This is a genomic window from Pseudomonas sp. GQ91, from assembly GCF_059758795.1.
In genome coordinates this window covers 315,454-340,007 of sequence record NZ_JCAXED010000003.1, presented here as the reverse complement: position 1 = coordinate 340,007, position 24,554 = coordinate 315,454, and the positions used below count along the sequence as shown (strand labels likewise).

Below are 24,554 nucleotides of genomic sequence, written 5' to 3'. Positions count from 1 at the left end.
GCCTGTGGCTTTGCACGAACGTATTGAGTGAAAGTGTTGTCATTGCTTGTGTTGCTGGCATTTTTCACTTGAGCGGCCAGCATCAGAAGGTGAAAACTGAGCCAAAGCCTGCGCTTTTTGCCAATCAGGGCGATTACCGCACAACTATCCTGAGTATCGGATTGAAACCATGACCAGAGCTGCCAGTTCCGCGATTCCAGTGTTCAAACTCTACGGTGAAAGCCAACAATGGCCGACACCGGATTTGTTGCATTGCGAAACCATCTCCCGGCGCAGCCGTGAGTATCAGTGGGAAATCCAGCCCCACCGACATGCGGACCTGTGCCAGTTGCTGTATGTCCACAAAGGCCAGGCGCAACTGGAGATCGAAGGCCAGCGCAGCACGCTGAGGGAGTCCACCTTGCAGGTGCTGCCCCCCTTGTGCGTGCATGGGTTTCGTTTTTCCGAGGATGTCGAAGGCTACGTAGTGACGCTGGCCGCGCCGCTGATCGCCCATTTGCAAGGCCAACTGGGCGCGGCGGTGGACGGTTTGAGTGCGGTGGGCAGTTACCCGGCGGGCCAGGACAGTGATTACCTCAACAGCCTGTTCGCGCGGTTACAGGACGAATACAGCGAAGATTTCCCGGCGCGCGACATGATGATGCACGCCGTGGTCAGTGTGCTGCTGGTGTGGATCAGTCGACAGGCCATCCAGCGCCGTCATTCACGGATGCCGCGCGGCCGTGAATATTTCCGGCGTTTCACCCAGTTGGTGGAACAGCATTACCGCGAGCACCCGAAGATCGAGGATTTGGCCCATACGCTGGGCATTTCGGTCTCCCACCTTAACGGCACCTGCCGCGAGCTGGGCGGCCAGCCTGCGTTGCAGATCATGCACGACCGCCAATTGCTCGAAGCCAAGCGTTTGCTGACGTACACCAGCATGACCATCAATGAAATGTCCGAGGTATTGGGCTTTTCCGATCCGACCAACTTCTCCCGGCTGTTTCGCCGACGCGTCGGGTTTTCGCCCAAAGCGTTTCGGGAGCAGTTGAAGGCCGATTCGAGCGCCGGCCTGAAAGGCTAGCGCAACGCGCTCAGGGTAGCCGAATAGCTGCAAGGCCCGTGGTTACAGGTGGCGGCCATCCCCGGTTGCAGGCGAGCCTGCTCCGCCCGGTAGGCAGCCGTACCATAAAGGGCCGTGGCAACGGCGCAGAGGACGAAAATCATCAGGTACTTTCTTGTCTTGATCGTCATGGCATTGACCTCCGGACACACCAGCAAGGTGCTGTCTTCAGCATAGGTCAGCCAGGGCGAGATGCCAGTATCGAGGGGTATTCAGCCGCCTTATCGAGCCTGCAGCCCTTCGTCCCATTGCGGCTGTTGCGGAAACTTCTGCACCAGGAAATCCAGCAGGCTGCGCAACGCCTGGGGCATGTGTTTGCGCGAGGCGTACACCGCATACATGTTCATCTGCCGGGGCTCGGCGTGGGGCAGCAAGCGAATCAACTCGCCACGGCGGATGTAGTCGCCGGCCTGATAGGTGGGCAACATGGATACTCCAGCCCCGGCCAATGTGACCCGTAACAAGGTGCTGGCTTCATTGGCGCTGATATTGCCTTGCACCGGCACCGATACCGGCTCACCGCCCTCCACGAAATGCCAGACGCTTTTGCCAAAGTAGGAATGCGTCAGGCAATTATGTCGGACCAGGTCTTCCACCCGCTGAGGTCGCGGATGCTCGAGCAAATACGCCGGCGACGCGCAGATCACCGAGCGGCACACCGTCAACTTGCGCGCGATGAGGTTGGGGTCCAGATCGTTGCTCATGCGGATCGCCAGGTCGATGCGTTCATCCACCAGATTCACCGTGCGATCGAGCATTTGCAGATCAATGCTGACGAGCGGGTAGCGCTTGACGTATTCCGCCATCGCCGCCGCCAGTTGCGCCTGGCCGAAGGACGTACTGACACTCAAGCGCACCAGGCCACGCGGCGCATCGTTCGGCTCGCTGACGGCGGCCTGCATGTCGCTGCACAGCTCGAGCATCTGTCGGCATCGCGGCAAGATCTCACTGCCAGCGGCGGTCAGGCTGAGCTTGCGGGTGGTGCGATGCATCAAGCGCGCCCCGACCCAGTCCTCCAACTCCGCCAGGTAGCGCGAGACCACCGGACGCGACAGGTCCAGATGATCGGCCGCCGCCGATTGGCTGCCGAGGTCGACTACGCTGACGAACACCCGCATTGCTTGAAGACGATCCATGATTTGCCCGATTTTAGAAACAAACTGTGTTCAAGCATGGCATTTTTTGCTGTGAACCGTGCAATTAAGCTCTCTCCATCGCCCACCAAGGCCCTTCAATAACTGGAGCTGCACATGTTCACCACTCTCAAGCGTTTTGTACTGGCAACCGCCGTGCTGGGCTTCGCCGCCCATGCCGTCGCGGCGGACTTGACCCTCGATGTCTACAACCCCGGTGAAGCGGCGATTTTCCCGGTCAGTTCGGTGCTGGTCAGCGGCGAGAAAAACGCGATCCTGGTCGATGCGCAGTTCGGCAAAGGCCAGGCTGAGCAACTGGTGCAAAAAATTCGCGCCAGCGGCAAACAACTGACCGCCATCTACATCAGCCATGGCGACCCGGACTACTACTTCGGTCTCGACACACTGACCCAGGCGTTCCCCAAGGCCAAGGTCCTGGCCAGCCAACCGGTGGTGGACCATATCAAGGCCACGGTTGACGGAAAGTTGGCGTACTGGGGCCCGAAAATGGGCACCGACAAGCCGGCCAAGACCATCATCCCGCAGGTCCTGGAAAGCCAGAGCCTGACGCTGGAAGGCAAGCAGTTGCAGATCATCGGCCTGGACGGCCCGCAGCCCGACCGCAGCGTGGTATGGATCCCCTCGCTCAAGGCGGTTGTCGGCGGAGTGGTGGTTTCACAGAACATTCACCTGTGGATGGCCGACACCCAGGGTGCGCAATCCCACGCCGACTGGTTGGCCACCCTGCAACGGATCGAGCAGTTGCAACCGCAGACCGTGATCCCTGGTCATTACCTCGGCACACCGACACCTGAATCGGTGAAGTTCACCAGCGATTACATCAAGGCCTTCGATGAAGAAACCGCCAAGGCCAAGGACTCCGCGGCGCTGATCGCCTCCATGAAAAAACGCTACCCGACCCTGGCCGATGAAAGTTCGCTGGAACTGAGCGCCAAAGTCGCCAAGGGCGAAATGAAGTGGTGAATTGAACCAACCCCTACCGCACTGGAGAACGTCATGAGCAAGATTGCAATCATTGGTGCCACCGGCCGCGCCGGCAGCCAACTGCTGGAAGAAGCCTTGCGTCGCGGCCACAGCGTCACGGCCATTGCCCGCAACACCGGCGCTATCGCCCCGCGTCCCGGCCTGACCGTCAAGCAAGCGGATGCCCTGGACGCGCAGGCGTTACAAGCAGCCATCAGCGGCAACGAGGTGGTGATCAGCGCCGCGCATTTCGCCACTTTGCCGGCCGAGGCCGTTATTGGCCCGGTAAAGCAGGCCGGCGTGCAACGTCTGCTGGTGGTAGGCGGTGCGGGCTCATTGCTATTGCCGGATGGCAGTCGAGTCATCGACAGCCCCGGCTTCCCCGCCGAATACAAGGCTGAGGCCAGCGCTGGTGCGGTTTTCCTCGACACTCTGCGTCAGGAGAAAGCCCTGGACTGGAGCTTCCTGTCGCCTTCGGCCGAGTTTGTCGAGGCCGAGCGCACCGGCACGTTCCGCTTGGGTCAGGATGATCTGCTGGTCAGCAACGCAGGCCGGAGCTGGATCAGCTTTGCCGACTTTGCCATCGCCCTGATCGATGAAGTGGAAACCCCGAAACACTCACGCCAGCGCTTCACCGTCGGTTACTAAGCGGGAACGCAGACAGAGCGATGTTGAAGCTTGCAACCCCCTCTGTGGCAATGGAGCTAGCCTGTGGGGGCTGGTTCTGTGGCGAGGGGGCTTTGTCCTGTGGCGAGGGGGCTTGTCCCCCGTTGGGCTGCGCAGCAGCCCCAATCGCTATACACCGCATGACTCCAGAAAAAACTCAGCGACCGCTTTCAGGGCCGCTTCGCGCCCCAACGGGGGACAAGCCCCCTCGCCACAGGACAACCCCCCTCGCCACAGGACAAGCCTCCTTCGCCACAGAAGAAGTGGTTGTCACAAAAGGCGATGTTGATGGCAGGCGAAACAGCGCCCGACGACGCATTTTTTCAATAGCGCCTGCGACTTTCTGATTTGCCTCCATCCCTTGCAGCCCGGCCTAATAATGCCCTTGTCCGCTCAAGGCCCGCCCATGGAAAACGTTCACGCAAAACCCGCCACCGCCCTTTGGCTGATGATCAGCGTGGTGCTGGTGGCCCTCAACCTGCGCCCTTCCATGGCCGCGGTCGGTCCGTTGTTGTCGTCGATTCGCGGCGAGGTGCCACTGAGCTTCAGCGGTGCCGCGTTACTGACCATGCTGCCCGTGATGGCCATGGGCTTGGCGATGTTCTTCGGCATGAGCGTGTCCAAGCGGTTTGGCGAACACCGCAGCATTGTCGTGTCATTGCTGGTCATCGGTCTGGCCACCGTGTCGCGGCTGTTTCTCGATTCCGCCGCCGAACTGATCCTCAGCGCCATCGTGGCGGGAGTCGGGATTGCATTGATCCAGGCCTTGATGCCGGCGCTGATCAAATCGCGCTTCAGTGACAACGTTTCACTGTTCATGGGGCTGTACGTCACCGCCATCATGGGCGGCGCGGCCCTCGCGGCATCGTTCTCCCCCTTCGTCCAGATGCAGACCGGCAGTTGGCGCATCGGCCTGGCGATCTGGGCCGTGCTCGCGGTCCTGGCGCTGGTGTTCTGGTACGCGCAACGCTCGGTGTTGCCGCCCCTGCCGCAAGCCCGCGACGCTGCGCAAGAGTCGTTTTTCGGCAATCGCCGGGCATGGTTGCTGGCGATTTTCTTCGGCCTTGGCACCGCGTCCTACACCTGCGTCCTGGCCTGGCTGGCACCGTACTACGTGGAACAAGGCTGGAGCGAACAGAATGCCGGGCTGTTACTGGGCTTTCTGACTGCCATGGAAGTGGTGTCGGGGCTGATCACCCCGGCCATCGCCAACCGGCGGCAAGACAAACGCGGCGTGGTCGCGGTCGTGCTGGTACTGATCATTGCCGGCTTCTGTGGCCTGATTATGTCCCCGCAACACCTCAGCCTGTTGTGGCCGTGCCTGTTGGGCCTGGGCATTGGCGGGCTGTTTCCCATGAGCCTGATCCTGTCGCTGGACCATTTAGACAACCCGCGTCGCGCGGGCGGGCTGACCGCGTTCGTGCAGGGCATCGGCTACCTGATCGCTGGCGTATCACCGCTGATTGCCGGGATGATCCGCGATCAACTGGGCAGCTTTGAATGGGCCTGGTGGTCACTCACCGTGGTCATGGGGGTGATGCTGGTGATCGTCTTGCGCTTCGATCCACGGCACTATGCGCGGCATATCCGCTAGCGCGTCGTGTTCCAAACAGTATCTGTCCCACAACAGACATAGAAACAGCCTACAGAGCTTTCTATTGGCACGAGCGTTCCGGTAACATTTTGTCCTGTTTGCGCTGCGGTTGCGCAAAAGGCTCACGGACGACGCAGATGTTAAACAGCAACTTGCTTAGAAAGCTCGATATGCAGGACCTGATGGTGTTTATCGCTGTGTATGAACAAAGCAGCGTCACCGATGTGTCCGAAACCCTGTTCGTCAGCCAGTCCACTGTCAGTTACAGCTTGAAGAAACTGCGTACCAGCTTCGAAGATGAGCTGTTTATCAACACCCGTGCCGGCATGCGCCCGACCTACAAGGCCAGTGCCATGTATGGTCACGTGCAGAAAATCCTCGAAAGCATCAATCTCTGCCACTCTGGCGCCGCCGCGTTCGACCCCACCCAGAAAGCGGTGACGTTCAACATCTGCGCCCCCGAGTATTTCGAGCAACTGATCCTGCCCAGGCTGTTGAAGAATTTCGATCACGCCGACCTGCCGGTGATCGTCAATGTGCAAAAACTGGAAACCGACATCCCCGCCGAGGCTCTGCGCGAAGGACGTCTGGACCTGGTGATTTGCTTCGGCCCGAACTTTCATCGCGCACATAAAGACTTCAAGACCCAGATGCTGCTGGAGGACGACCTGGTCTGCGTCTTCGACAAGCGCGCCGCGCCACGGGAGCCCGCGTTCAGCCTGCAATCCTTTGTCGCCCGACGCCATGTGTTCCCTACGCCCTGGACTTCCAGCACCAACATGATCGACGGTTGGCTGGCTCGCCAATCCCAGAAGCGCCAGGTGATTGCCCGAGCCAACAGCTACAGCGCCGCGCTGAAAATGATCACCGGCACCGACTTCATCGTCACCCTGCCCCGCCGGGTGCAGGCGCTGCTGGCGCTGGAGCCGGTGTTCGGCCATTGCGAAGCACCCAATGGGCTGCCGGGGTTCACCCTGGATATGCAATGGAACGAAACCAGCGAACAGGACAGCGCCAATGCCTGGTTCCGCGAACAGGTGGCGAAGGTCTGTGGGGGGCTGCAAGCGGCAAGCGGCGAGCTTCAAGCTTCCAGCTAAACGCAGCAAGAAAGACGCAAAACCAACTTGCAGCTTGAGGCTTGCAACTTGCCGCTCTCAACCACTCATGAACGCTTCCAGGCGCGAGCGCATCCAGCGCTCCGCGGGATCGCTGTCCACGTGACTGAGCCAGACCATGGATAAATCCAGGCTGGGCGTTTCGAACGGGAAAGGTTCACAAAACACACTGCCCGACGCGGCCATGGCTTCAGCGGTGTAGTCCGGCAAACTGGCAATCATATCGGTGCCCGCCAGCAAGGCCGGCAAAGAACTGTATTGCGGTACCGACAACACCACATGCCGCTTGCGTCCGATCTCCGCCAGCCACTCATCGGCGAAACCTGCGACGTTGGCCGTGTGGGACACCAGCACATGGGGACGCGCACAGTATTCATCGAGGGTCAGCGGCGTGTCCGAGGCATCGGCGCGCAACACACTGGGACGGATATGACGCAGCAACTTGCGCTTGGCATTGGCCGGCAGGCCGCGCGTCTGGGTGATACCAACGGTGATATCACCGGACGCCAGCAAGTCGGGAATGCGCCAGTAATCGACATGCTGCACCACAAACACCACTTGCGGCGCTTCGATGCGCACGGCACGCAACAGCGGCGGCAGCAGGCCGAACTCGACGTCATCGGACAGGCCAATGCGAAAGGTCATGGTGCTGACGGAAGGGTCGAAGTCATGAGTCATGCTCAAGGCCACCGACAGTGAGTCCAGCGCCGGCGACAGGTGACGGATAATCTCTTCGGCCCGTGCCGTGGGCTCCATACGGTGGCCGACACGGATAAACAGCGGGTCATTGAACAGCGTGCGCAGGCGATTGAGGGCAGAACTGATGGTCGGTTGGCCGAGGAACAGCTTCTCCGCCACCCGTGTCACGTTGCGCTCGAGCATCAGCGTTTCAAAGACGACCATCAGGTTGATATCGGCCTTGCGTAGTTCATTGCGATTCATGACGAGCGCCTTACAGCCCAGGACAGACGGCAGTTTAGAAACACCGTGCGGCGGCGTCTATGCGCAGTGCGTTCAAGCCTCCGGTGATCGATTGACGAACGTGGCGCGCTTGACTCTAATGGACGTCCATTTCAAGCAAGGATCGCTGCGCCATGAAATTCGCCTACACCATCGTCTACGTGCCAAACGTCGCCGCCTCCCTGGATTTCTTCGAGAATGCCTTCGGCTTTACTCGTCGCTTCCTGCATGAATCAGGGACGTACGGCGAACTGGATACCGGGGACACCACCCTCTCTTTCGCAGCTCACGAATTAGGCGAAATGAACTTCAGGGGCGGCCATGTAGAAGCCCACGCCTCAACACAGCCGCTGGGCATGGAGGTGGGTTTTGTCACTGAGGATGTGTCGGCTGCCCATGCCAAAGCGCTGGCCGCAGGCGCGACCGAACTGTCAGCACCGCTTTCAAAACCCTGGGGCCAGGTGGTGTCGTATGTGCGCTGCCCGGATGGGACACTGGTGGAGCTGTGTACCGCGGTTTGACCCTCAGCCCCGCACACGGTCTATCTCAGCGGGCCCGGATCATCAAGAACTGATCGGAGACGCACCTGCCCGAAATTACCCAACGGGTCATCGCACGGGTGCTGTTCTGCCTGCTCGGTCGATTTCTCAAACCCTATCGATTGCGCGAGTGACTGGTGCTGTTGGCAGCGCTGCTGATATTGACCGCGCACAAAACAAAAAGCCCCTGAAATGTTCAACCATTTCAGGGGCTTTTCGGTGTTCGAATAATGGCGGAGAGATAGGGACTCACCATAAGCAACACGAAATGCCAACAAACGCGGTACATCAACGCCTTACACTCGAATAGTAGTACAATAGAGTAGTACAATTGACTGTATCCCTCACCCATTCCCGGCGTGCCAATGGCTGACAATCTGATTCAAAAGAAAGGCGAGTCCACTTGGTATGTGCGGTTAGCAGTACCTCCGGACGTGCGAAACGCTATGGGCGGGAACACCGTTCTGATTCAGTCATTGAAGACTGGCCTGAGATCTGAGGCGATGAATCGACGCCTGCCTGTTCTGGCTTCTTGGAAAGCTCAGATTCACGCTGCACGCGAGAAACGGGCGAGCCGTGGTGACGGATGGAAAGAGCAGATTGCGACGTCTGCTCGTGCATTTGATGATGTTTTCCGCCAACTCAAAACAGGTGTCGTTCTCGGTGAAGTGAAGGAAGTAGCTCCTCCTGATCCAGCGGATATTCAGGAGCTTCACCGGCTCATTTTTGACGATACCGAAAATGGAAGGCGGAGACGTGCAGAAGCAGACCGTGTTTACGCAATGCCGGGGCTTGATGGAGAAATAGCTTTGCATAACCTCGCACAACAGATGCTAATTGAAACGTTCGGTGAGGTAGTCACATCCGTTCAGGAGCTCTCGCCAACCGAAGCAGGTGAAATGCAGGGCATCTTGATTGATCCGAAAGCCCATAAGCAGAAGTCACCAATCAACAAGGCCAGATTGTCATCATTCCGCGAATACCGGAAAGCTCGAATTATTGCCCCCAAGACAATTGATCAGCAGGAGTCGAAGCTGGAGAAACTTTCCGCCTTCTTGAAGACGAGAGAGGGCAGTCTTGACTTTGATACTGTGTCGGAGTGGCTGGATTCCCTCAGATTATCGAGCAAGACCCTCGCACAATACCTACTTGCAGGAAGCGTCTTCTGGAAGTGGGCGATGAAGCACGACGCTCGCTGGCGAGAAGATTTCAAGGATCGTGCAAATCCCTTTGAGAATCACGATCTGCCGCAGGTGAGGGGCAAAGCCAGAGCCGAAGCACAGCGGAAAGATTTCAATCTGGAAGACATCAGCAAGCTACATAAGGCAGCGTTAGACGAGGGCCACACCACTCTGGCTGACTTGATTCTGCTTGGCACTTACACCGGCGCTCGCATCGAAGAGTTGTGTCAATTGACGGTTGAACACATCATTGAGCCAGACGGTATAAAAAGCTTCGACATTGTCGACTCCAAGACAGCAGCAGGCATCCGTGTTGTGCCAATCCACCCTGCTCTGCCTGCTCTCGTTGATCGTTTGGTTGAACAATCCAACGGTGGGTATCTGGTGCCGTCTCGCAGCAAAAACAAATACGGAATTCGATCAGACGCCCTATCCAAGGCATTTGGTAGGCTCAAGAGAGCGCACGGATATGGCAGCCAGCAAGTCTTTCACTCCATCCGCAAGACTGTCGTCACACAGCTTCATAGAGCCTCCGTGCAAGGCGCACTGATCGCTGAACTTGTTGGGCATGAAACAGGCTCCGTCACTTTCGATGTGTACAGCCAAGGCGCCACAGCAGCACAGAAGCTAGAGGCGATTTCTAAGATCCCCCTGCTGCCAATAATTTCCAATTCCATGGAAGGTACGCCGGAGTAAAGCTGTTGGCGGTACGCCCTGCTAACCATCTAAGGCGGAGCACAGAGACAGAACTATCTCTCTGGTTATATAAAAAAACCTAGGAACACGAGCAAATAACCTCAACATAACCCGTATCAGGTTGCTCACAATTTGGACGCTAACATCTCCTCACCCCTATGTTTACTGGCTTATATGGACGTATGGGCTAAGCAGGACGCTCTCTCTACCCTGAAAACTGATTTATGCACGACGGATGGTGCTAGAGAGCTCAGAATGATTATCGCCCGAGCCAAGCCCCAATCACATCTAGACTTAGATCGCAACAATTTATTGACAGGCGGCCGAAAGTCTGTAGAATAAGCAACCTACCCAGTAGGTAGACAGACAAATTAAAAACCTCTACGCGACCATGGTGCGAACAAATCGCCCAGAAATCGCAGGAGGTTTTTTAACGCCTGAATTTTGGCTGACCACCACCTGACGGTCATAGCAAATCATGAGAAGTCCCATGACAAACGCAATCCAAGCAGCACCAACATTGAGGTCGACGACATCGAATAGCTGAGTTCCTGCTCCTCCGTAGCGAGAAGAATGACGAGCCCGATGCCGACCAATGTGTCGGTTTTTTATTGCCCATTTTTCAACTGAACGGAGATAACAACATGCAACAACACAGCATCATCGACACCATCAGAACTATCCGCGTACACCCTTGCGTAGCAGGACACCATCTCGACTACACCCTCGGGGAGGAGCTTCCACTCTTCGCACCGCCAAAGGATGAACGGTTGACCTACGGCTTTGGCTACAACTCGGGGCGCCGTCGTAAAGCCATGGGAATGCCCTTCTTCAAAACAGGGAAGGGAACGCCCTACAAAACTTGGCACAACATGATGCGGCGAGCTTACGGCCCCAAGAAGCGCCCTGCTTATGAGGATTGCAGTGTCTGTAGAAAGTGGTGGGACTATCAGGAGTTCGCAGCTTGGTACTCCGTGCAACCATATGCTTTTGAGGATGACGCGGAGCTGGACAAAGACATTCTGGATCAACTGAACACCGTGTACTCACCAGAGCATTGCTCGGTAGTTCCGAAGCTGATCAATCAGATTTTTAGGAACACCCGAAGTCGTCGCGGAAGGCTGCCCATCGGGGTGTCAGTGGCGCCAAGCGGAGTCGGATTTGTGTCTTCGCTGTCGATGCTCGGCAAGCGTGTCGAACTGGGAAAATTCAGTGATATTTCTGACGCTTTCAAAGCCTACCAGTCGGCTCATAGTGATTATTGCATTGAGCTCCCAGAGAAGTACGAAGGCCAGATTGATGAGCGCGTGATCCAGAGACTAAGGACCTGCTCCCGCCACATCCGGGACTGATTCACGTCCACCCAAGTACCACCGCAGGCCTAAGCCTGCGGCAACCACTACTAACGAGGCACACGCCTATGAAATGAACTTGAATACAGGAGAACCATCCATGCAGCACCCATTCGTTTTTAAATTGATCCACGACCCCAGCAACAACATCAGCGATACTTCGACTGACGCCTCACTGACCCCAGAGCCGACTTCCGGCCGCTCAAAACGTGGCCCCAAGCCCAAAGTGCTTGCGAATCCTTTAGCACCAATTATTCGGATTGCAGTTGCTCAAAAACTGTCCTGGCTCGATGACTATGTCATGGGCGGCGTCTATACAGCAGCGGGTGCCAGCAATGGAACTGTTAACGTCAGCCCATCAAAGGTACGTCAGGTAATCTGCATGGATGAAATATCCACTCAAGCAATCATGCTATGCATTACCAATCACGACATATTACCGGTCAGTGATCGCACGGCTCGATGCCTTGGAGCTGCTGGTCGGACCGCACTAAAGGGCATTGAGCTTTATCTGGAGCGTCATCCTCTGGTGCTGACACGACTAGAGGATGAGGTTGACCATGCAGAGTGCTGGGGGCCAACGCATCCCGACGATATCGCCGCTTAATTACGGCAGGATATAAAAGAGGTTTTAAAACACCTCAATGCGGAGCATTGGGCGAAATGCCATTTCATGCGAAGCATGGATCAGAGCAGTCATCGTATCGTCCCGATTCTGGATTAGCACTCAATCAAAACAATTAAATCAACACACATCGCTTTTGATTCTGATTTACTCGCATGCGGAGCATCTAGATGATCAATGTAAGCGGCGCTTACGAGCTGACTTCTACTTGTAGAGCTGGGGATGAATGATAATAAATATCATCCCCTAACCTTCCAAGGCTGCCGCCTTGATGTGCGTCCAACCAAGCGAAGCTTGAGAAGGATCCAATCGTTAGCTTGCGCTAACCACGACGCACCAAGAAGAAGAAGATCAAGAGCTGGATTTGTGTAGGAATTTTATGGGTTCTTTACTCGACCGTCAGGTCAAGAGTGATCCTTCGTTACTGAGTCGGCCTGTTGAAAGCTCATCGCTTTCGGTGCAAATAAATCAGCGAAGCTATCTCAGAGTATCCAGCCCAAAGCTCCGCTTTAGGTGTGCGACAGCTTCTCGAAGCCCTGCTATGGCTGACCTACCGTGCCTATGTAGGGGGTCTGAGTGGACCGGCAACCACTACCGATAATAGAAGTACAACCCTACAACAACGAGTGCAAATATCACCTTCCAGTGAAAGGCGTCATCGTCAGCCTTGTCTGCTTCATTCTGTTTGAAGGTATCGGAGTCACTCAACCCGTCAACCTTGTATTGGACGATCCTGTCAATCTGTCTGTCGATCTTCTTGTTATGGCTGCTGTTCATTGAAATAACGACCAACCAGACGATGAGCCATACCCCCAGCGTTGGGATGCACAGCAGCAGGTGCAAGACATGGTTTGTGGTCCGCTTCCGGCTGGTGAGGACGAAGAGCTGCTCATTCATGATGTGTCCTTGTTGAATTGGCGATTGGTGTGAAAACACCTACATGCTCAGCTCTTAATCACAGCAAAGAGCGCACATATTCACATTATATTGTGAAGACCCGCTGATGCTCAACCACGACAGTGCCCGTTCGCTAAGGTGGAGTGATGGCATTGGAGATCGGGTTGGCCTTCGGGCATGTGCTACGGCAGAAGAGAAAAGAAGCAGGCTTGACCCAAGAACAATTGGCACTGGAAGCAGATGTGCAACGCAATTACGTAAGCCTGATGGAAAGAGGCATTAATCAGCCAACGATTGCAGTCCTCTTTAAGTTAGCAACCGCGTTGAAATGCAGCCCATCCGTGTTAATTCTCTTGGTAGAAGATGAGCTAGGCTGATTGCGTCAATTTGGCGCTGCCGCAACCTTGCTTGCTGGTGGTCTACTCATGATGCATACCTATATGGTAATGCGGTACAAGCTAGTGAGGCGCTATCAATTATCTATTTTTAAAAGCTATATGATTCTGCTATCATTTATCTATCAATTAACATGATAAAGGATAGCCAGCCATGAATGCCCACCTTTACCTCCGAGCATCGACAAAAGACCAAGATGCCAACCGAGCGAAAGTCGCCCTAGAGTTGTTCGCTTTCGAGAAAGGTTTGAATATCGTAGGCGTGCACGCAGAGAACATCAGTGGCACCAAGCTCAACCGCCCTCAGTTACTCGCCCTGCTCAATACTGCCGAAAGTGGAGACGTATTATTGGTTGAGTCTGTAGACCGCCTCAGTCGTCTTTCACAACCTGATTGGGACACTCTCAAAGCCACAATCAAGGCCAAAGGGTTGCGTCTTGTTGTAGCTGATCTGCCTACCAGTCACATGCTGGTTGAAGCAAAGGGCATCACAGGACAAATCATGGATGTGATTAACAACATGCTGATCGACTTGATGGCAACAATGGCACGACTGGATCAAGAGAAGCGCGTGGAGCGCATCATGCAAGGTTTGAAGAACAAGAAAACTGCGGAACCCGATTGGAAGCCAACAGGCAAAGGAAGGAATGCTGTCAAGTGGGCTGAGGTACAGGCACTGATGCGAAAGCATCCAACAATGTCAGCTGTTGAAATTGCGAAGCTGGCTGACTGTGGCGTTGCTACCGTTTACCGGATCAAGCGAGAAACAGCGGCAGCCTGACATCGTTTGTGGTTTAGACGTGGGGAACTGCGAGCCCAAACTTATTTTAGAAAAGCTGCGGCTTTTATTTTACCCTCTTGTACTTGGTTAAGCCCCTCGGGCAAAAATGCTAGATTATTTTCATAGCCGCAAAGTCAAACGACTATTAAAACACTTCGGAAATTTTGGCGAGACAAAGACTTTTCTAACACAATCCCTCTTTCCAATACAACACGCCCAAACGCCGAAAATTGTAAGCTTCGCTATCAGTGAAATGCCATACTCGCCATCGACCAGTTCTATCACAGCTAAAAAGTCACCCAATAATTAATGCCTGATCGCTTACTGTTAACTCACCAGATACAGTAATTCCTTGCCACAGTAACTGAGCAATCCAGAGCCCCTAAACCCAATTTAAGTCACAGCAAACTAAACCAAGCAAGATCATTTAGCTTGCTGCAAAATAAAAACGAGCAGTTTTTAGACAAACTGATTCTTTAAAATTGAATTAAAATGAGGATCATCACGAAAATGCTCCAAACCCATATTTATACAAATTTTAAGCCGAGTTCCAGCATCGGTCTTATGATTCGGTATTTTCTCAATCTGCTGTAGCAAACCAATCATCGTCGTACATGGATACGCATCCGTATTACCACGACTAATACGTTCGTTATCCAATAGAACGACACCCTCAGTATAAGCCTCAGCATCAACACCGTTACCCTCGATGAAGGTCTCCAAAAGAGCCATCCCTAGCGAATGCCTAGTCTGAAAGGAATCATAATACCCCAACCCAGTTCTGAAACAAGTAATTGCATTCTCTAGTCGCCCCGTCTTCCGATAGTAACGTCCAAAATGAAGCCAGAAAATCCCATCCCGACCAAAATACTGCTGCACTTCGTGATAGGTACGCTCAGTATCAGCAGATCGGCTATTGGTAGGATAATGAATCTTATAAAGAAAGTTATAAGATATTATATCCTTATAAATTTTATAAGCTAAAGGATGAAACTTAATATCATCGACAGTAAATTGTCGAGAAAGGAAAATCAGGGCAGATACAATTAGGTCAACCTGTCCGTTTTTCGCAATGCAATTTTTATAATAGAATTCAGCAATCACTCGATGCCGCAGCTTGAGAGTCATTGTTTTCTGATTAAGAACCACAATCCCTGAAAGCCCCGAAGCCAACTCGCTCAAGACAGCATCAACGCTAATTCCAAATATACCCGCAACATAACTAAGCGGAGGCTGATGACCCAACTGATTTATGACTACAACCAAGTTAAGAATTTGTTTGGGCAGCCCGTCTTGTACAGTTTGATAATCTTCAAATATTTTCTTTTCAAAATTCTCATTCGAAGTTAGAGAAAACAAGGTAGTCAAGAGATCACCAGAGTACCCGCGCTCCTTATCAAGGATGACTCGTGCACGCGCAGAAATACTTTTTTTCGAAAAGTTCGGAAAGTCAAAACCATGATAATCAATTTTGTTTGCGATACTTTCAGCATCACGCAAACTCAAATGCCCCATACGAAGATAGTTAGCTTCAAAGCGCAGAGTTAGCTGACGCTTATTCCTTTCATGTTCATGACTTCGCTCTTCAAGTACAAATAAACAATAGGGCTTTTTCTTTTCTGACAATGCATCTGAAAGATAGCTTATAGAATAATAATATTCAGACGCGGAGTAAAACACAAATACCGACTTTTCCCCGAGATTTTCTATTACTGATCTGAGGTAGGACGTTGACAGTTCAGCCCCATCATTGAACTCGTAAACACATCGATAAGAGGTAGATAGGCTTTGCAATGCAACACGTATAGCCGTTGACTTACCTGAACCGCTAGGTCCGACTACGTGCAAGACGCCCAAGCCGACCTGATTTTCTCTCAGTAAACGCCCTAAGGTAGACGACAAAACCTCTTGCTTTCCAATTTTGGCATGAGCTTCATTGTAAATGTAAAACCACTCAGGATCAGCGCCTGTAATGAAGTGACGTACAATGCCGGTTTTACTCGCTGCACTTTCGATCTCAGACGCAACGTAACTAAAAGCCCCTTTAAACCAAGTTAAAGACTTAACGTTCGCAACCACTTTTTTAATTTGAGGTACATTTTCGACCATTATCTCGCCGATACTTTTTGCACCCACAGACGAAAATAGCGTATTAAAAAACTCTTCTGCCGTACAATCGAGAACACGAAACCCATTGGCCTCATAATTAGCCATTTTAATTACATCTGGATTTGGCATAACAATCCAGTTATTCGCGGAGGTATCCGCATGAGGATAGTCGCTAATTCGAGCGGCTAAATAAGTATCAATATCAGTCTCTTCGAGCTGATTACCAATAACAACTAACCCCCCCGTCAATATTTTCGCAGCCAGGTCTCTATGCCAGTCATACACTTTAGTAGAGGCTTTTGCATATTCGAGGGTAGAAAATATAAAACCCTCATCAAGCTTAAGACAAGTCCCATGTATGGTAACTACAGGTATACTACCAATTGTATCCGACAACACGCCCTGGTCAGAGTAATTGAAGAATTTAAAATCCCCTCCAAGCTTACCAACACCGCTTTGTTTTTCACATGCCACATTCAATACGTTATCAATATTCGTTGTATAAACTCTGTTCCAGGCATACTGAAACATTTTCAACTGCCAAGGCTCAGCATCCTGAACAACAAAGCACGACGACAAAAACCCGCTGAAATTGGCTATCTGCCGGCTCCCTAACACGTACGCATCTTTCAATGTAGTTTTTGGACCAGCTGTTAGATTACATTCGCTCAAAATTAGATCACGTAATCCTTCACCACTAGGCAGACGCCCCCGCTGAGTCTTGTTTGTAATTGAAAATCCTGCCCCGAGCAGAAGTGATATTTCACCACTATTTATTGCTGGGGCGATTTCATTCTTAATAATATCAATATCTGACTGATTCACGCTGACATCCCTATTACGTTAATCGCATGATAATAGCATTATGACACCAACCAGCAATACCCTGGCTCACAGCCTCGCATACAGGACTCAGTGGCCACCCGAAATGAAATTGAAATGAAAGCACAAAATGGCGATGGTGAGCGGTCGCAAGCATCACTATGAAACAACGACAAGAATTGACTGAGTCAGATGGCGGCGTCCAGCGTTTTTTCTACAAATTGAGAGCCCCCCCCCGAGGACTCATGCTTTCGACTGGTGAAAATAGTCGCAAAGTCCAAATTTCTATCAGTAACGGGATGGGGCGGCGGGCTGAGCGGCAGAGCGAATCTAATCCGAAGACTGCGTGGCCTCGTTCACATTGCCCAGTGTGAATGAAGCATATACCGTGTGAACGTTCTGCATGAATTCCAGGACAACAAAAAGGGCTCACCTTTCGGTGAGCCCTTCCGGACCGCCAGCAGAGCGGATTTTGTTTGGTAGGCGCGATTGGACTCGAACCAACGACCCCCACCATGTCAACACAGTTCAGGCACCCATTATTTACGACCTTGTTTGGACCGACACTCTGCCTTAGCGATGGGTCATACAGACAGATGGATAACGTGGTAATCCATTGAGGCACGCAACACGTCGATTGCTGAAGCCCAATCAATAGCGTTTAGCCATCAACCTTATTCGGCAGATAGACCCAAGGCGACGGCAGGCGGTGGGTGCTTGAGATATTTCGAGGATAACTCTGGAGGTCGAATGAGTTTCGAGTTGAAGTGTTCGAAGGCAGAGGCACTACCGTAGGAAGCCACCAAATCAGCAAAAGCTTGGTGGCTACGAGGTTCACCCGTTAACGCGGCGGGCTACGGTGGTGATGGCACACATCCTCCCACTCGCCGAAACGGAACCGGCGATACTGACGGACAGGAATGGTTTTCTTTCCAACGGTAGTGCGGTCGAAGCTTTGCATAGCGATCATCTCTCTTTCATTGAGGTTAGTCGCACATGTCAAGAAACGACCGCCGATCAATTGACAGTTGACTGAACAGCCGTCAATTGGCTTTAATGGCGTCCTTCTCTTGAACCGTGCTCAAACGCATGCGTCAGAGGGTGCGGGTAGCCACGCCACGTTTGCCGACAGAAACGTGACTACTCGCAGACATCTTTAGCTGAGACCCCATTAATTTGGGGTTTCTGCATTTGTGTGGCCACTATATATGCTTCGCTGTACCCCTGCAAGCCTCCCTGATGCATTCCTGGCTATTTTCTTTCCTTCCCCCTCCCTGCCAGCCGTTATTAACGCTTTAACGTTTCCTGAGGCCCTCAAGAGGCCCTGTGGAGGCACTGTTACGCATACGTTCAGACGTAGTCGCCCTCTCCGATAAAAGAGCTTTAGTCACGGTATTTAGAGTCAGCAGATGCGCGAACCCCAACATGTAGGGTCCCGCAGGGAGGCGACATACAAGATAATGCGTTTTGGGGGGCTTATCAACGCACTACCTGTGGATAACGCTGTGGGTAAAATGTGTATGAAACGCGGAGCATCCGCGTAGGCCTTACTGCTGCTGGATTGCAGCGCTTATCACCGGATATTCCATACCCCCCCCCCCCCCCGGCTGGATTTTTTCTGAACGTACGATCATCTACAAATAAACTTGTATCGATTTTATAAGGTCGTTAAGTAGCTTGCGGAAGTTCAAACTCAGCAAGTGCAGCAGCCACTCACAGCCATCAGCTTCCAACACGAAGGGTAAAATGCAATGCAAACCAGTGAGGCTTACTCCTCACCAGCTCTGTAGCTGCCGGTGGCTAGCTCTGGCAACGCTGGCAGGAACGTACAAGCGTGCGCGTGGTTATCGTTGCAGAGGCTCTGGCATTGAGGAAGATTGCAGCTGAGCGATATTACCTTTCCGGCCTAACCGAACTGGGAAACCAATTACTTGCGATACCGGAAGACCAGCATCCAGACGCGTCATTGCATGCGCGAATTCCCGAGCACTATTGCAGAGTTTATGTCGCGAACGTCAGGAAGCTGGGATACCTCTCGCCAGAGGATGCTCAGTTGATTGTCAGCTTCTATCAATACGTCGATAGCGTTGTGCAGGACGTCACAAAGGGCGGAGGGAGGAATGATCAGTAGCTTCACAGAGACTGCAAACGCCCTGAAATTTGCGTTAGACGCTGCCCAGCAACTGACTGACAGACATGCGAAGAAATGAGCGTCGAGATACCACAAAATAGCATTGATTGAGTAGTACAACAGAGTAGTACAATCCAAAAACAAAAAAACCCCGGAGACCTTGATCTGCGGGGCTTTCATTTGTATGGCGGAGAGATAGGGATTCGAACCCTAGGTACCGGTGAAGGTACAACGGATTTCGAATCCGTCCCATTCGGCCACTCTGGCATCTCTCCAACGGCGCGCATCATAACAGCCTGTTACCGGGAAGCAAAGCACCAAGGCGATTTTTTTCCGTGCTATCAGATGCTTGCGTCGATTACAGCGGTACGCCGAGACGGTTGGCGACTTCTTCGTAGGCTTCGATAACATCACCGAGGCCCTGGCGGAAGCGGTCCTTGTCCATCTTCTTGCGCGTGTCTTTGTCCCACAGGCGGCAGCCGTCCGGGCTGAATTCGTCGCCCAGGACGATGGAGCCGTCGTGGAAGACCCCGAATTCCAGCTTGAAGTCCACCAGCAGCAGGCCGGCGTCGTCGAACAGTTTGCTCAGGACGTCGTTGACCTTGAGGGACAGCTCCTTCATGCGCGCCAGTTGCTCAGCGGTGCCCCAACCGAATGCCACGACGTGGGATTCGTTGATGAACGGGTCGCCCTTGGCATCGTCTTTCAGGAACAATTCAAAGGTGTAAGGGTTGAGCTTGAGGCCCTCTTCCACGCCCAGACGCTTGACCAGGCTGCCGGCGGCGTAGTTGCGCACGACGCACTCGACCGGAATCATGTCGAGCTTCTTCACCAGGCATTCGTTGTCGCCCAGCAGCTTGTCGAATTGGGTCGGGACACCGGCCGCTTCGAGCTTCTGCATGATGAAGGCGTTGAACTTGTTGTTCACCATGCCTTTGCGATCGAGCTGTTCGATGCGCTTGCCGTCGAACGCCGAGGTGTCGTTGCGAAACAGCAGGATCAAGCGGTTGGCGTCGTCGGTCTTGTAAACCGATTTGGCTTTGCCGCGGTAGAGTTCTTCACGTTTTTCCATGATGGGCTCCGCTTGCTAAGTAGGTGGGCTAGGCGATGTGTCGCCAGTCGAGCCCTGAATCTTGATCGGCCAGTTGCAGCCAGTCCGGGTCGCACCCGAGGGTGTCGACAAAACATTGCCGGGCCAGCTGCGGCAGGTTGTTCTTGCTGCTCAGGTGGGCCAGGACCAGGTGTTGCAAGTCTTGCCAGCCCAACTCATACACCAGGTACGCCGCCTGGTGGTTGTTCAAATGTCCCAGCTCGCCGCCGACCCGCTGCTTGAGAAAGTACGGGTAGTGACCACGGGCCAGCATGTCGCGACAATGGTTGGACTCGATCATCAGCGCATCGAGATCCCGATAACCTTCCAGCACCTTGGCGCAGTAGGAACCCAGGTCGGTGAGCACGCCGAAACGCCGCTCGCCGTCACTGAACACGTATTGCGTCGGCTCCTGGGCGTCGTGCGCAACGGCAATCACATCGATACTCAAGGCGCCGATCTGCAGTTGCTCGCCACCGGCCAGGAAACCTGCGGGGTCAATGGGTTTGCGCATCCCGCGCAAGGTACCGCGACTCAGGTACACCGGAAGATTGTAGCGCCGAGACAGCAAACCCACGCCATGCACGTGATCGGCATGTTCGTGGGTCACCAGGATCGCGCTCAGTTGCGTGGGGTGAATCCCCAGTCGCAGCAGGCGCCGCTCGGTTTCCCGCAGGGAGAAACCACAATCCACCAGGACGTACGTGTCGTCGTGGGCTACAAGCGTGCCGTTCCCTTGGCTACCGCTGCCGAGAACAGCAAAACGCATCGAATCAGCCCAGGTTGTCCTGAATCACGCCCAACACTTTGCGCGCTGTTTCAGCTGGCGCAACGGTGTTGATGTTTTTCTCGACGGTGACTTGCACGGTCTCGCCGACCTTGCTCAGGCGCACCTGATAACGCTCGGCGCGGGTCTCGACCTCTTCCTTGGTCGGTTCGCTGCCGAACAGTTTGCTGAAGAAGCCACGCTCTTCATCTTTCTTCTCGGCCTTTTCCGCGACGTTGATGTAGTACAGGCCCAGGCTGCGGTTGATGTCTTCGACACGCCACGGCCCTTGCTCCAGCGCACGGCCAACACTCGACCAGGCGCGATCCAGGTCTTCACCCAGGTTGAGCACGACGTTACCGCTGCCATCTTCGGTGAGGCTGACGCGGCTAGGCGTGTCGTAATCGCGGGCCGCGAGCAGGGACACGGAGCCACCCTGTTCGGAGATGCGGCTCATGCTCGCGAGCATCTCGTCGACCAGCGCGGAATCGACACCGGTGTTGACCGAGCGATTGCTGAATTCAACAGCGGCAGTGCTGCCGGCAGGACGCTCGGCGCTGACCACATAGACTTCACTGGTATTGCGCTGCACACCTGGCTCGATACGCACGCGGATCCGCGCTTCGCTGTCAGCGGCAATGCCACCGGACTGCAAGCGCTTGGCCAGGTTGGCCGAGAGTTCGCTCGGCGACTGCCACGCGGTGGTGAATTCACCGGTCTGGGGACGCTGCTCGTCGATACGGAAGCCGTTGTCCTGGAAGAACTGCAAGGCCACTGGCCAGACTTCGGCAGGCGGGCGCTGGGCCACGATCCAGCGGGAGTCGCCGCTCTTCTGCAGACTGTAGTCGCTGGCATCCGCCGCGGCTGCGGCAATCGGCTGCGGGCGCGGCACTTCGTACTCGCCCTTGATCGTGTCGTCGGCCACGTTGCGCGGGATCGGCAGCAACGGATCAAGACGCTTGGCGACATTGACATCCGGCGGCAACTGCATCGGGGCGGTTTGTTGTGCTTCCAGGTAATCGCTGCCGCGGTCACGGAAGTAGCCTTCCGGGCCCCAGATCCAACCGCAACCACTGGTGCTGGAGATAATCAAGGCAAGTGCGGAAAGTCCGGCCAATCGCTTCATGCGTAGTGCTTCCTCAATTAAACCAGGACGCCGGACTGGCGCAGGGCCTGTCGCAGCGGTTCGTGACAGGCTTCGCTGAGCTGGGTGAGCGGCAGACGGATACCGTCCGGCATCATGCCCATTTCAAACAACGCCCATTTCACGGGGATAGGATTGGATTCGATAAACAGTGTTTTGTTGAGCGGCATCAATTTTTCATGGATCGCCCGTGCGGTATCCGCATCACCGGCAATGGCAGCGGCACACAATTCGCTCATGGCTCGCGGCGCAACGTTGGCGGTCACCGAGATGTTGCCCTTGCCACCCAGCAGCATCAGCTCGACAGCAGTGGCATCGTCGCCGGAGTACACCAGGAAATCACTCTTCACACCGGCCAGGATGTCCTTGGCGCGTTGCAGGTCACCCGTGGCTTCCTTGATACCGATGATGTTCGGTACGGTGGACAGCCGAATCACGGTCGCGGCCTGCATGTCGCAAGCGGTGCGGCCAGGCACGTTGTAGAGGATCTGCGGGATGTCGACGGCTTCGGCGATGGTCTTGAAGTGCTGGTACAAGCCTTCCTGGGTCGGCTTGTTGTAGTACGGGGTCACCAACAGGCAGGCGTCGGCGCCGGCCTTCTTGGCATTTCTGGTCAATTCGATGGCTTCGCGCGTCGAATTGGCGCCCGTGCCGGCGATCACGGCGATACGCCCTGCAACACGCTTGACCACGAACTCGATCACCTCGATGTGTTCTTCCACATCAAGCGTGGCTGACTCACCCGTGGTGCCGACCGCCACAATGGCGTTGGTGCCTTCTTGCAGGTGGAAGTCCACCAGTTTGCCAAGGCTATCCCAGTCGAGATTACCTTGTGCATCCATGGGTGTGACCAGTGCCACCATACTGCCCGCAATCATGCAACCGCTCCTGCCGGAAAAAGAGAGCCGTAATGGTACTGGCGCCAAGATGCTTGTACAAGCGAAGTACCCTCCAAGGACGCGTTCTGGCTCAACTTAGTTGCCGGCAACGCCATCATTGGGCCAAAGCGGACTGCGCGGCTGGGTTTGAGGCGGGCGATCACGCAATGAAAACGCCACCTCCTATCCCTTGGCGGCGCTTTTCGCTACCCTTGATCCTTTGATCGATACAAGTACTTACGTATCGACCGCTCATCGCTTTAGGAATGCTGCATGTCCACCCCCACAGTCCGCGAACAATTCCTTGTCATCAGTGCCCTTGGCGCCAACCCCATGGAGCTGACTAACGTCCTGTGCCGCGCCAGCCATGAAAATCGCTGCGCCGTCGTGACCTCTCGTCTGACCCGCCATGGCGAATGCAGCGCGCTGGTCCTGCAGATTTCCGGGTCCTGGGACGCGTTGGCGCGCCTGGAGGCCGGCTTGCCCACCCTGGCCAAGAAACACGACTTCACGGTCAATGTAGTGCGCAGCGCAGCCCTGGAGAATCGTCCCCAGGCCCTGCCGTATGTCGCCTATGTCAGCTCGGCCTACCGTTCGGACATCGTCAACGAACTGTGCCAGTTCTTTATCGACCACAACGTCGAACTGGAAAACCTGACCTGCGACACCTACCAGGCTCCCCAGACCGGCGGCACCATGCTCAACGCGACCTTTACCGTGACCTTGCCGGCCGGCGTACAAATCAGTTGGCTGCGTGACCAGTTCCTGGACTTTGCCGATGCCTTGAACCTCGATGCATTGATCGAACCATGGCGCCCACAGAACCCGATGTAAGGAAATTCTCATGGCTGTAGTCATCGACCAACCGGTAGCCGATTTCGAAGCCCAGGCGACCAGCGGGCAAACCGTCAGCCTCGGCGCGCTCAAGGGCAAGCAAGTGGTGCTCTATTTCTACCCGAAAGACAGCACACCGGGTTGCACCACCGAAGGCCAGGGCTTTCGTGACCAGTACACAGCCTTTCAGGCCGCCAACACCGAAATATTCGGGGTGTCGCGGGACGGGGTGAAGTCCCATGAGAACTTCAAGGCCAAGCAGGCGTTTCCCTTCGAGCTGATCAGCGACAAGGATGAAGCGGTTTGCCAGCTGTTCGAGGTGATCAAGCTGAAGAAACTGTACGGCAAGGAATACCTCGGCGTTGATCGCAGTACCTTCCTGATCGACAAGGATGGTGTCCTGCGCCAGGCGTGGCGCGGCGTGAAAGTCCCGGGCCATGTGGATGCCGTACTGGCAGCTGCCCATGCCTTGAACAAGGCCTGAACGACACGCACAGGCACTTTCAAGCGGCTCAGGCTTTCCGCAGCCAGTAATAGAAGACGCCGCTTTCGACCTCCTCGTGCAACAGCGCATGCCCCGCCAATTTGGCAAACGTGCGGAAATCCCGCTGGGAGCCCGCATCGGTGGCAATCACCTTGAGCACCGCGCCGCTGCCCAGCCGGTTGAGCTCCATCTTGGCCTTGAGCAGTGGCAACGGGCAGTTGAGACCGCTGGCATCCAGCTCGGCATCATGGGCTACAGCGTCAGTCATGGTCT

General features: G+C 54.6%; 24 protein-coding genes and 1 tRNA gene. 14 read left to right on the top strand and 11 right to left on the bottom strand.

What is annotated here, in order from left to right:
• The first annotated feature begins 169 nt into the window (after nt 1-169).
• Nucleotides 170-1,066: a helix-turn-helix domain-containing protein gene (locus tag AC6CIA_RS06420; RefSeq protein WP_498311138.1), complete on the top strand. Its 897-nt coding sequence runs from the start codon at nt 170-172 to the stop codon at nt 1,064-1,066.
• Here AC6CIA_RS06420 and AC6CIA_RS06415 read toward each other — a convergent pair.
• Together AC6CIA_RS06415 and AC6CIA_RS06410 are read right to left on the bottom strand one after the other, a co-directional pair.
• Nucleotides 1,063-1,236, bottom strand: coding sequence for a hypothetical protein (locus AC6CIA_RS06415; protein WP_339529165.1), 174 nt, complete (start codon nt 1,234-1,236; stop codon nt 1,063-1,065). The genes AC6CIA_RS06420 and AC6CIA_RS06415 overlap by 4 nt on opposite strands.
• Before the next feature lie 90 nt (nt 1,237-1,326).
• Complete coding sequence (locus AC6CIA_RS06410; protein WP_498311137.1) at nt 1,327-2,241, bottom strand: LysR family transcriptional regulator; 915 nt, start codon at nt 2,239-2,241, stop codon at nt 1,327-1,329.
• Nucleotides 2,242-2,355: 114 nt separating this feature from the next.
• Here AC6CIA_RS06410 and AC6CIA_RS06405 point away from each other — a divergent pair, with 114 nt between their 5' ends.
• The 4 genes from AC6CIA_RS06405 to AC6CIA_RS06390 all read left to right on the top strand — a co-directional run bounded on the left by AC6CIA_RS06405 (nt 2,356) and on the right by AC6CIA_RS06390 (nt 6,579).
• Entirely contained in the window at nt 2,356-3,222 is an 867-nt protein-coding gene (locus AC6CIA_RS06405; protein ID WP_498311136.1) for an MBL fold metallo-hydrolase, read from the top strand.
• Nucleotides 3,223-3,255: 33 nt separating this feature from the next.
• A complete protein-coding gene (locus AC6CIA_RS06400; RefSeq protein ID WP_498311135.1) occupies nt 3,256-3,870 on the top strand; it encodes an NAD(P)-dependent oxidoreductase in 615 nt (204 codons plus the stop codon).
• Between the two features lie 424 nt (nt 3,871-4,294).
• Nucleotides 4,295-5,482 (top strand): cyanate transporter, encoded by a 1,188-nt coding sequence (locus AC6CIA_RS06395; protein WP_498311134.1) that lies wholly within the window; start codon nt 4,295-4,297, stop codon nt 5,480-5,482.
• 137 nt (nt 5,483-5,619) lie between these two features.
• Nucleotides 5,620-6,579 (top strand): LysR family transcriptional regulator, encoded by a 960-nt coding sequence (locus tag AC6CIA_RS06390; RefSeq protein WP_498311133.1) that lies wholly within the window; start codon nt 5,620-5,622, stop codon nt 6,577-6,579.
• A gap of 57 nt (nt 6,580-6,636) precedes the next feature.
• Here AC6CIA_RS06390 and AC6CIA_RS06385 read toward each other — a convergent pair whose 3' ends face one another.
• Entirely contained in the window at nt 6,637-7,539 is a 903-nt protein-coding gene (locus AC6CIA_RS06385; protein WP_339529159.1) for a LysR family transcriptional regulator, read from the bottom strand.
• A 152-nt stretch (nt 7,540-7,691) separates the two neighbouring features.
• Here AC6CIA_RS06385 and AC6CIA_RS06380 point away from each other — a divergent pair, with 152 nt between their 5' ends.
• From AC6CIA_RS06380 to AC6CIA_RS06365, 4 genes are all read left to right on the top strand, one after another.
• Nucleotides 7,692-8,078, top strand: a complete 387-nt coding sequence (locus AC6CIA_RS06380; RefSeq protein WP_498311132.1) for a VOC family protein — start codon at nt 7,692-7,694, stop codon at nt 8,076-8,078.
• Nucleotides 8,079-8,461: 383 nt separating this feature from the next.
• On the top strand, nt 8,462-9,973 hold the full coding sequence (locus AC6CIA_RS06375; RefSeq protein WP_498311131.1) for a tyrosine-type recombinase/integrase: 1,512 nt from the start codon (nt 8,462-8,464) through the stop codon (nt 9,971-9,973).
• A gap of 644 nt (nt 9,974-10,617) precedes the next feature.
• Nucleotides 10,618-11,325 carry a hypothetical protein gene (locus AC6CIA_RS06370; protein WP_498311130.1) on the top strand — a complete coding sequence of 236 codons (708 nt, stop codon included), beginning with the start codon at nt 10,618-10,620 and terminating at the stop codon, nt 11,323-11,325.
• Between the two features lie 100 nt (nt 11,326-11,425).
• Complete coding sequence (locus tag AC6CIA_RS06365; protein ID WP_498311129.1) at nt 11,426-11,932, top strand: hypothetical protein; 507 nt, start codon at nt 11,426-11,428, stop codon at nt 11,930-11,932.
• A 609-nt stretch (nt 11,933-12,541) separates the two neighbouring features.
• Here AC6CIA_RS06365 and AC6CIA_RS06360 read toward each other — a convergent pair.
• Nucleotides 12,542-12,847: a hypothetical protein gene (locus AC6CIA_RS06360; RefSeq protein WP_498311128.1), complete on the bottom strand. Its 306-nt coding sequence runs from the start codon at nt 12,845-12,847 to the stop codon at nt 12,542-12,544.
• Nucleotides 12,848-12,993: 146 nt separating this feature from the next.
• On the opposite strand from AC6CIA_RS06360, the gene AC6CIA_RS06355 reads away from it, so the two are divergent.
• The gene (locus AC6CIA_RS06355) at nt 12,994-13,224 is read left to right on the top strand and encodes a helix-turn-helix domain-containing protein (RefSeq protein ID WP_498311127.1); all 231 of its coding nucleotides are present in this window, start codon (nt 12,994-12,996) and stop codon (nt 13,222-13,224) included.
• A gap of 172 nt (nt 13,225-13,396) precedes the next feature.
• Entirely contained in the window at nt 13,397-14,023 is a 627-nt protein-coding gene (locus tag AC6CIA_RS06350; RefSeq protein WP_498311126.1) for a recombinase family protein, read from the top strand.
• Between the two features lie 459 nt (nt 14,024-14,482).
• On the opposite strand, the gene AC6CIA_RS06345 is transcribed toward AC6CIA_RS06350, so the two are convergent.
• Complete coding sequence (locus tag AC6CIA_RS06345) at nt 14,483-16,957, bottom strand: P-loop NTPase (RefSeq protein ID WP_498311125.1); 2,475 nt, start codon at nt 16,955-16,957, stop codon at nt 14,483-14,485.
• A gap of 1,831 nt (nt 16,958-18,788) precedes the next feature.
• Here AC6CIA_RS06345 and AC6CIA_RS06340 point away from each other — a divergent pair.
• The gene (locus AC6CIA_RS06340; protein WP_498311124.1) at nt 18,789-19,085 is read left to right on the top strand and encodes a hypothetical protein; all 297 of its coding nucleotides are present in this window, start codon (nt 18,789-18,791) and stop codon (nt 19,083-19,085) included.
• A 185-nt stretch (nt 19,086-19,270) separates the two neighbouring features.
• On the opposite strand, the gene AC6CIA_RS06335 is transcribed toward AC6CIA_RS06340, so the two are convergent.
• From AC6CIA_RS06335 to dapA, 5 genes are all read right to left on the bottom strand, one after another.
• A tRNA-Ser gene (locus tag AC6CIA_RS06335) sits at nt 19,271-19,360 on the bottom strand.
• 83 nt (nt 19,361-19,443) lie between these two features.
• Complete coding sequence (gene purC / locus AC6CIA_RS06330) at nt 19,444-20,157, bottom strand: phosphoribosylaminoimidazolesuccinocarboxamide synthase (protein WP_084376932.1); 714 nt, start codon at nt 20,155-20,157, stop codon at nt 19,444-19,446.
• Between the two features lie 28 nt (nt 20,158-20,185).
• A complete protein-coding gene (locus tag AC6CIA_RS06325) occupies nt 20,186-20,944 on the bottom strand; it encodes an MBL fold metallo-hydrolase (RefSeq protein WP_498311123.1) in 759 nt (252 codons plus the stop codon).
• 4 nt (nt 20,945-20,948) lie between these two features.
• Entirely contained in the window at nt 20,949-22,067 is a 1,119-nt protein-coding gene (bamC, locus tag AC6CIA_RS06320; protein WP_498311122.1) for an NlpB/DapX family lipoprotein, read from the bottom strand.
• Nucleotides 22,068-22,084: 17 nt separating this feature from the next.
• Nucleotides 22,085-22,963, bottom strand: a complete 879-nt coding sequence (gene dapA / locus AC6CIA_RS06315) for a 4-hydroxy-tetrahydrodipicolinate synthase (protein ID WP_498311121.1) — start codon at nt 22,961-22,963, stop codon at nt 22,085-22,087.
• A gap of 273 nt (nt 22,964-23,236) precedes the next feature.
• On the opposite strand from dapA, the gene AC6CIA_RS06310 reads away from it, so the two are divergent.
• Nucleotides 23,237-23,797: a glycine cleavage system transcriptional repressor gene (locus tag AC6CIA_RS06310; protein WP_032857877.1), complete on the top strand. Its 561-nt coding sequence runs from the start codon at nt 23,237-23,239 to the stop codon at nt 23,795-23,797.
• A gap of 10 nt (nt 23,798-23,807) precedes the next feature.
• A complete protein-coding gene (locus tag AC6CIA_RS06305) occupies nt 23,808-24,281 on the top strand; it encodes a peroxiredoxin (protein ID WP_498311120.1) in 474 nt (157 codons plus the stop codon).
• 28 nt (nt 24,282-24,309) lie between these two features.
• Here the strand turns inward: AC6CIA_RS06305 and AC6CIA_RS06300 are convergent, their stop codons facing one another.
• Complete coding sequence (locus AC6CIA_RS06300; protein ID WP_498311119.1) at nt 24,310-24,549, bottom strand: sulfurtransferase TusA family protein; 240 nt, start codon at nt 24,547-24,549, stop codon at nt 24,310-24,312.
• Nucleotides 24,550-24,554: the final 5 nt, after the last annotated feature.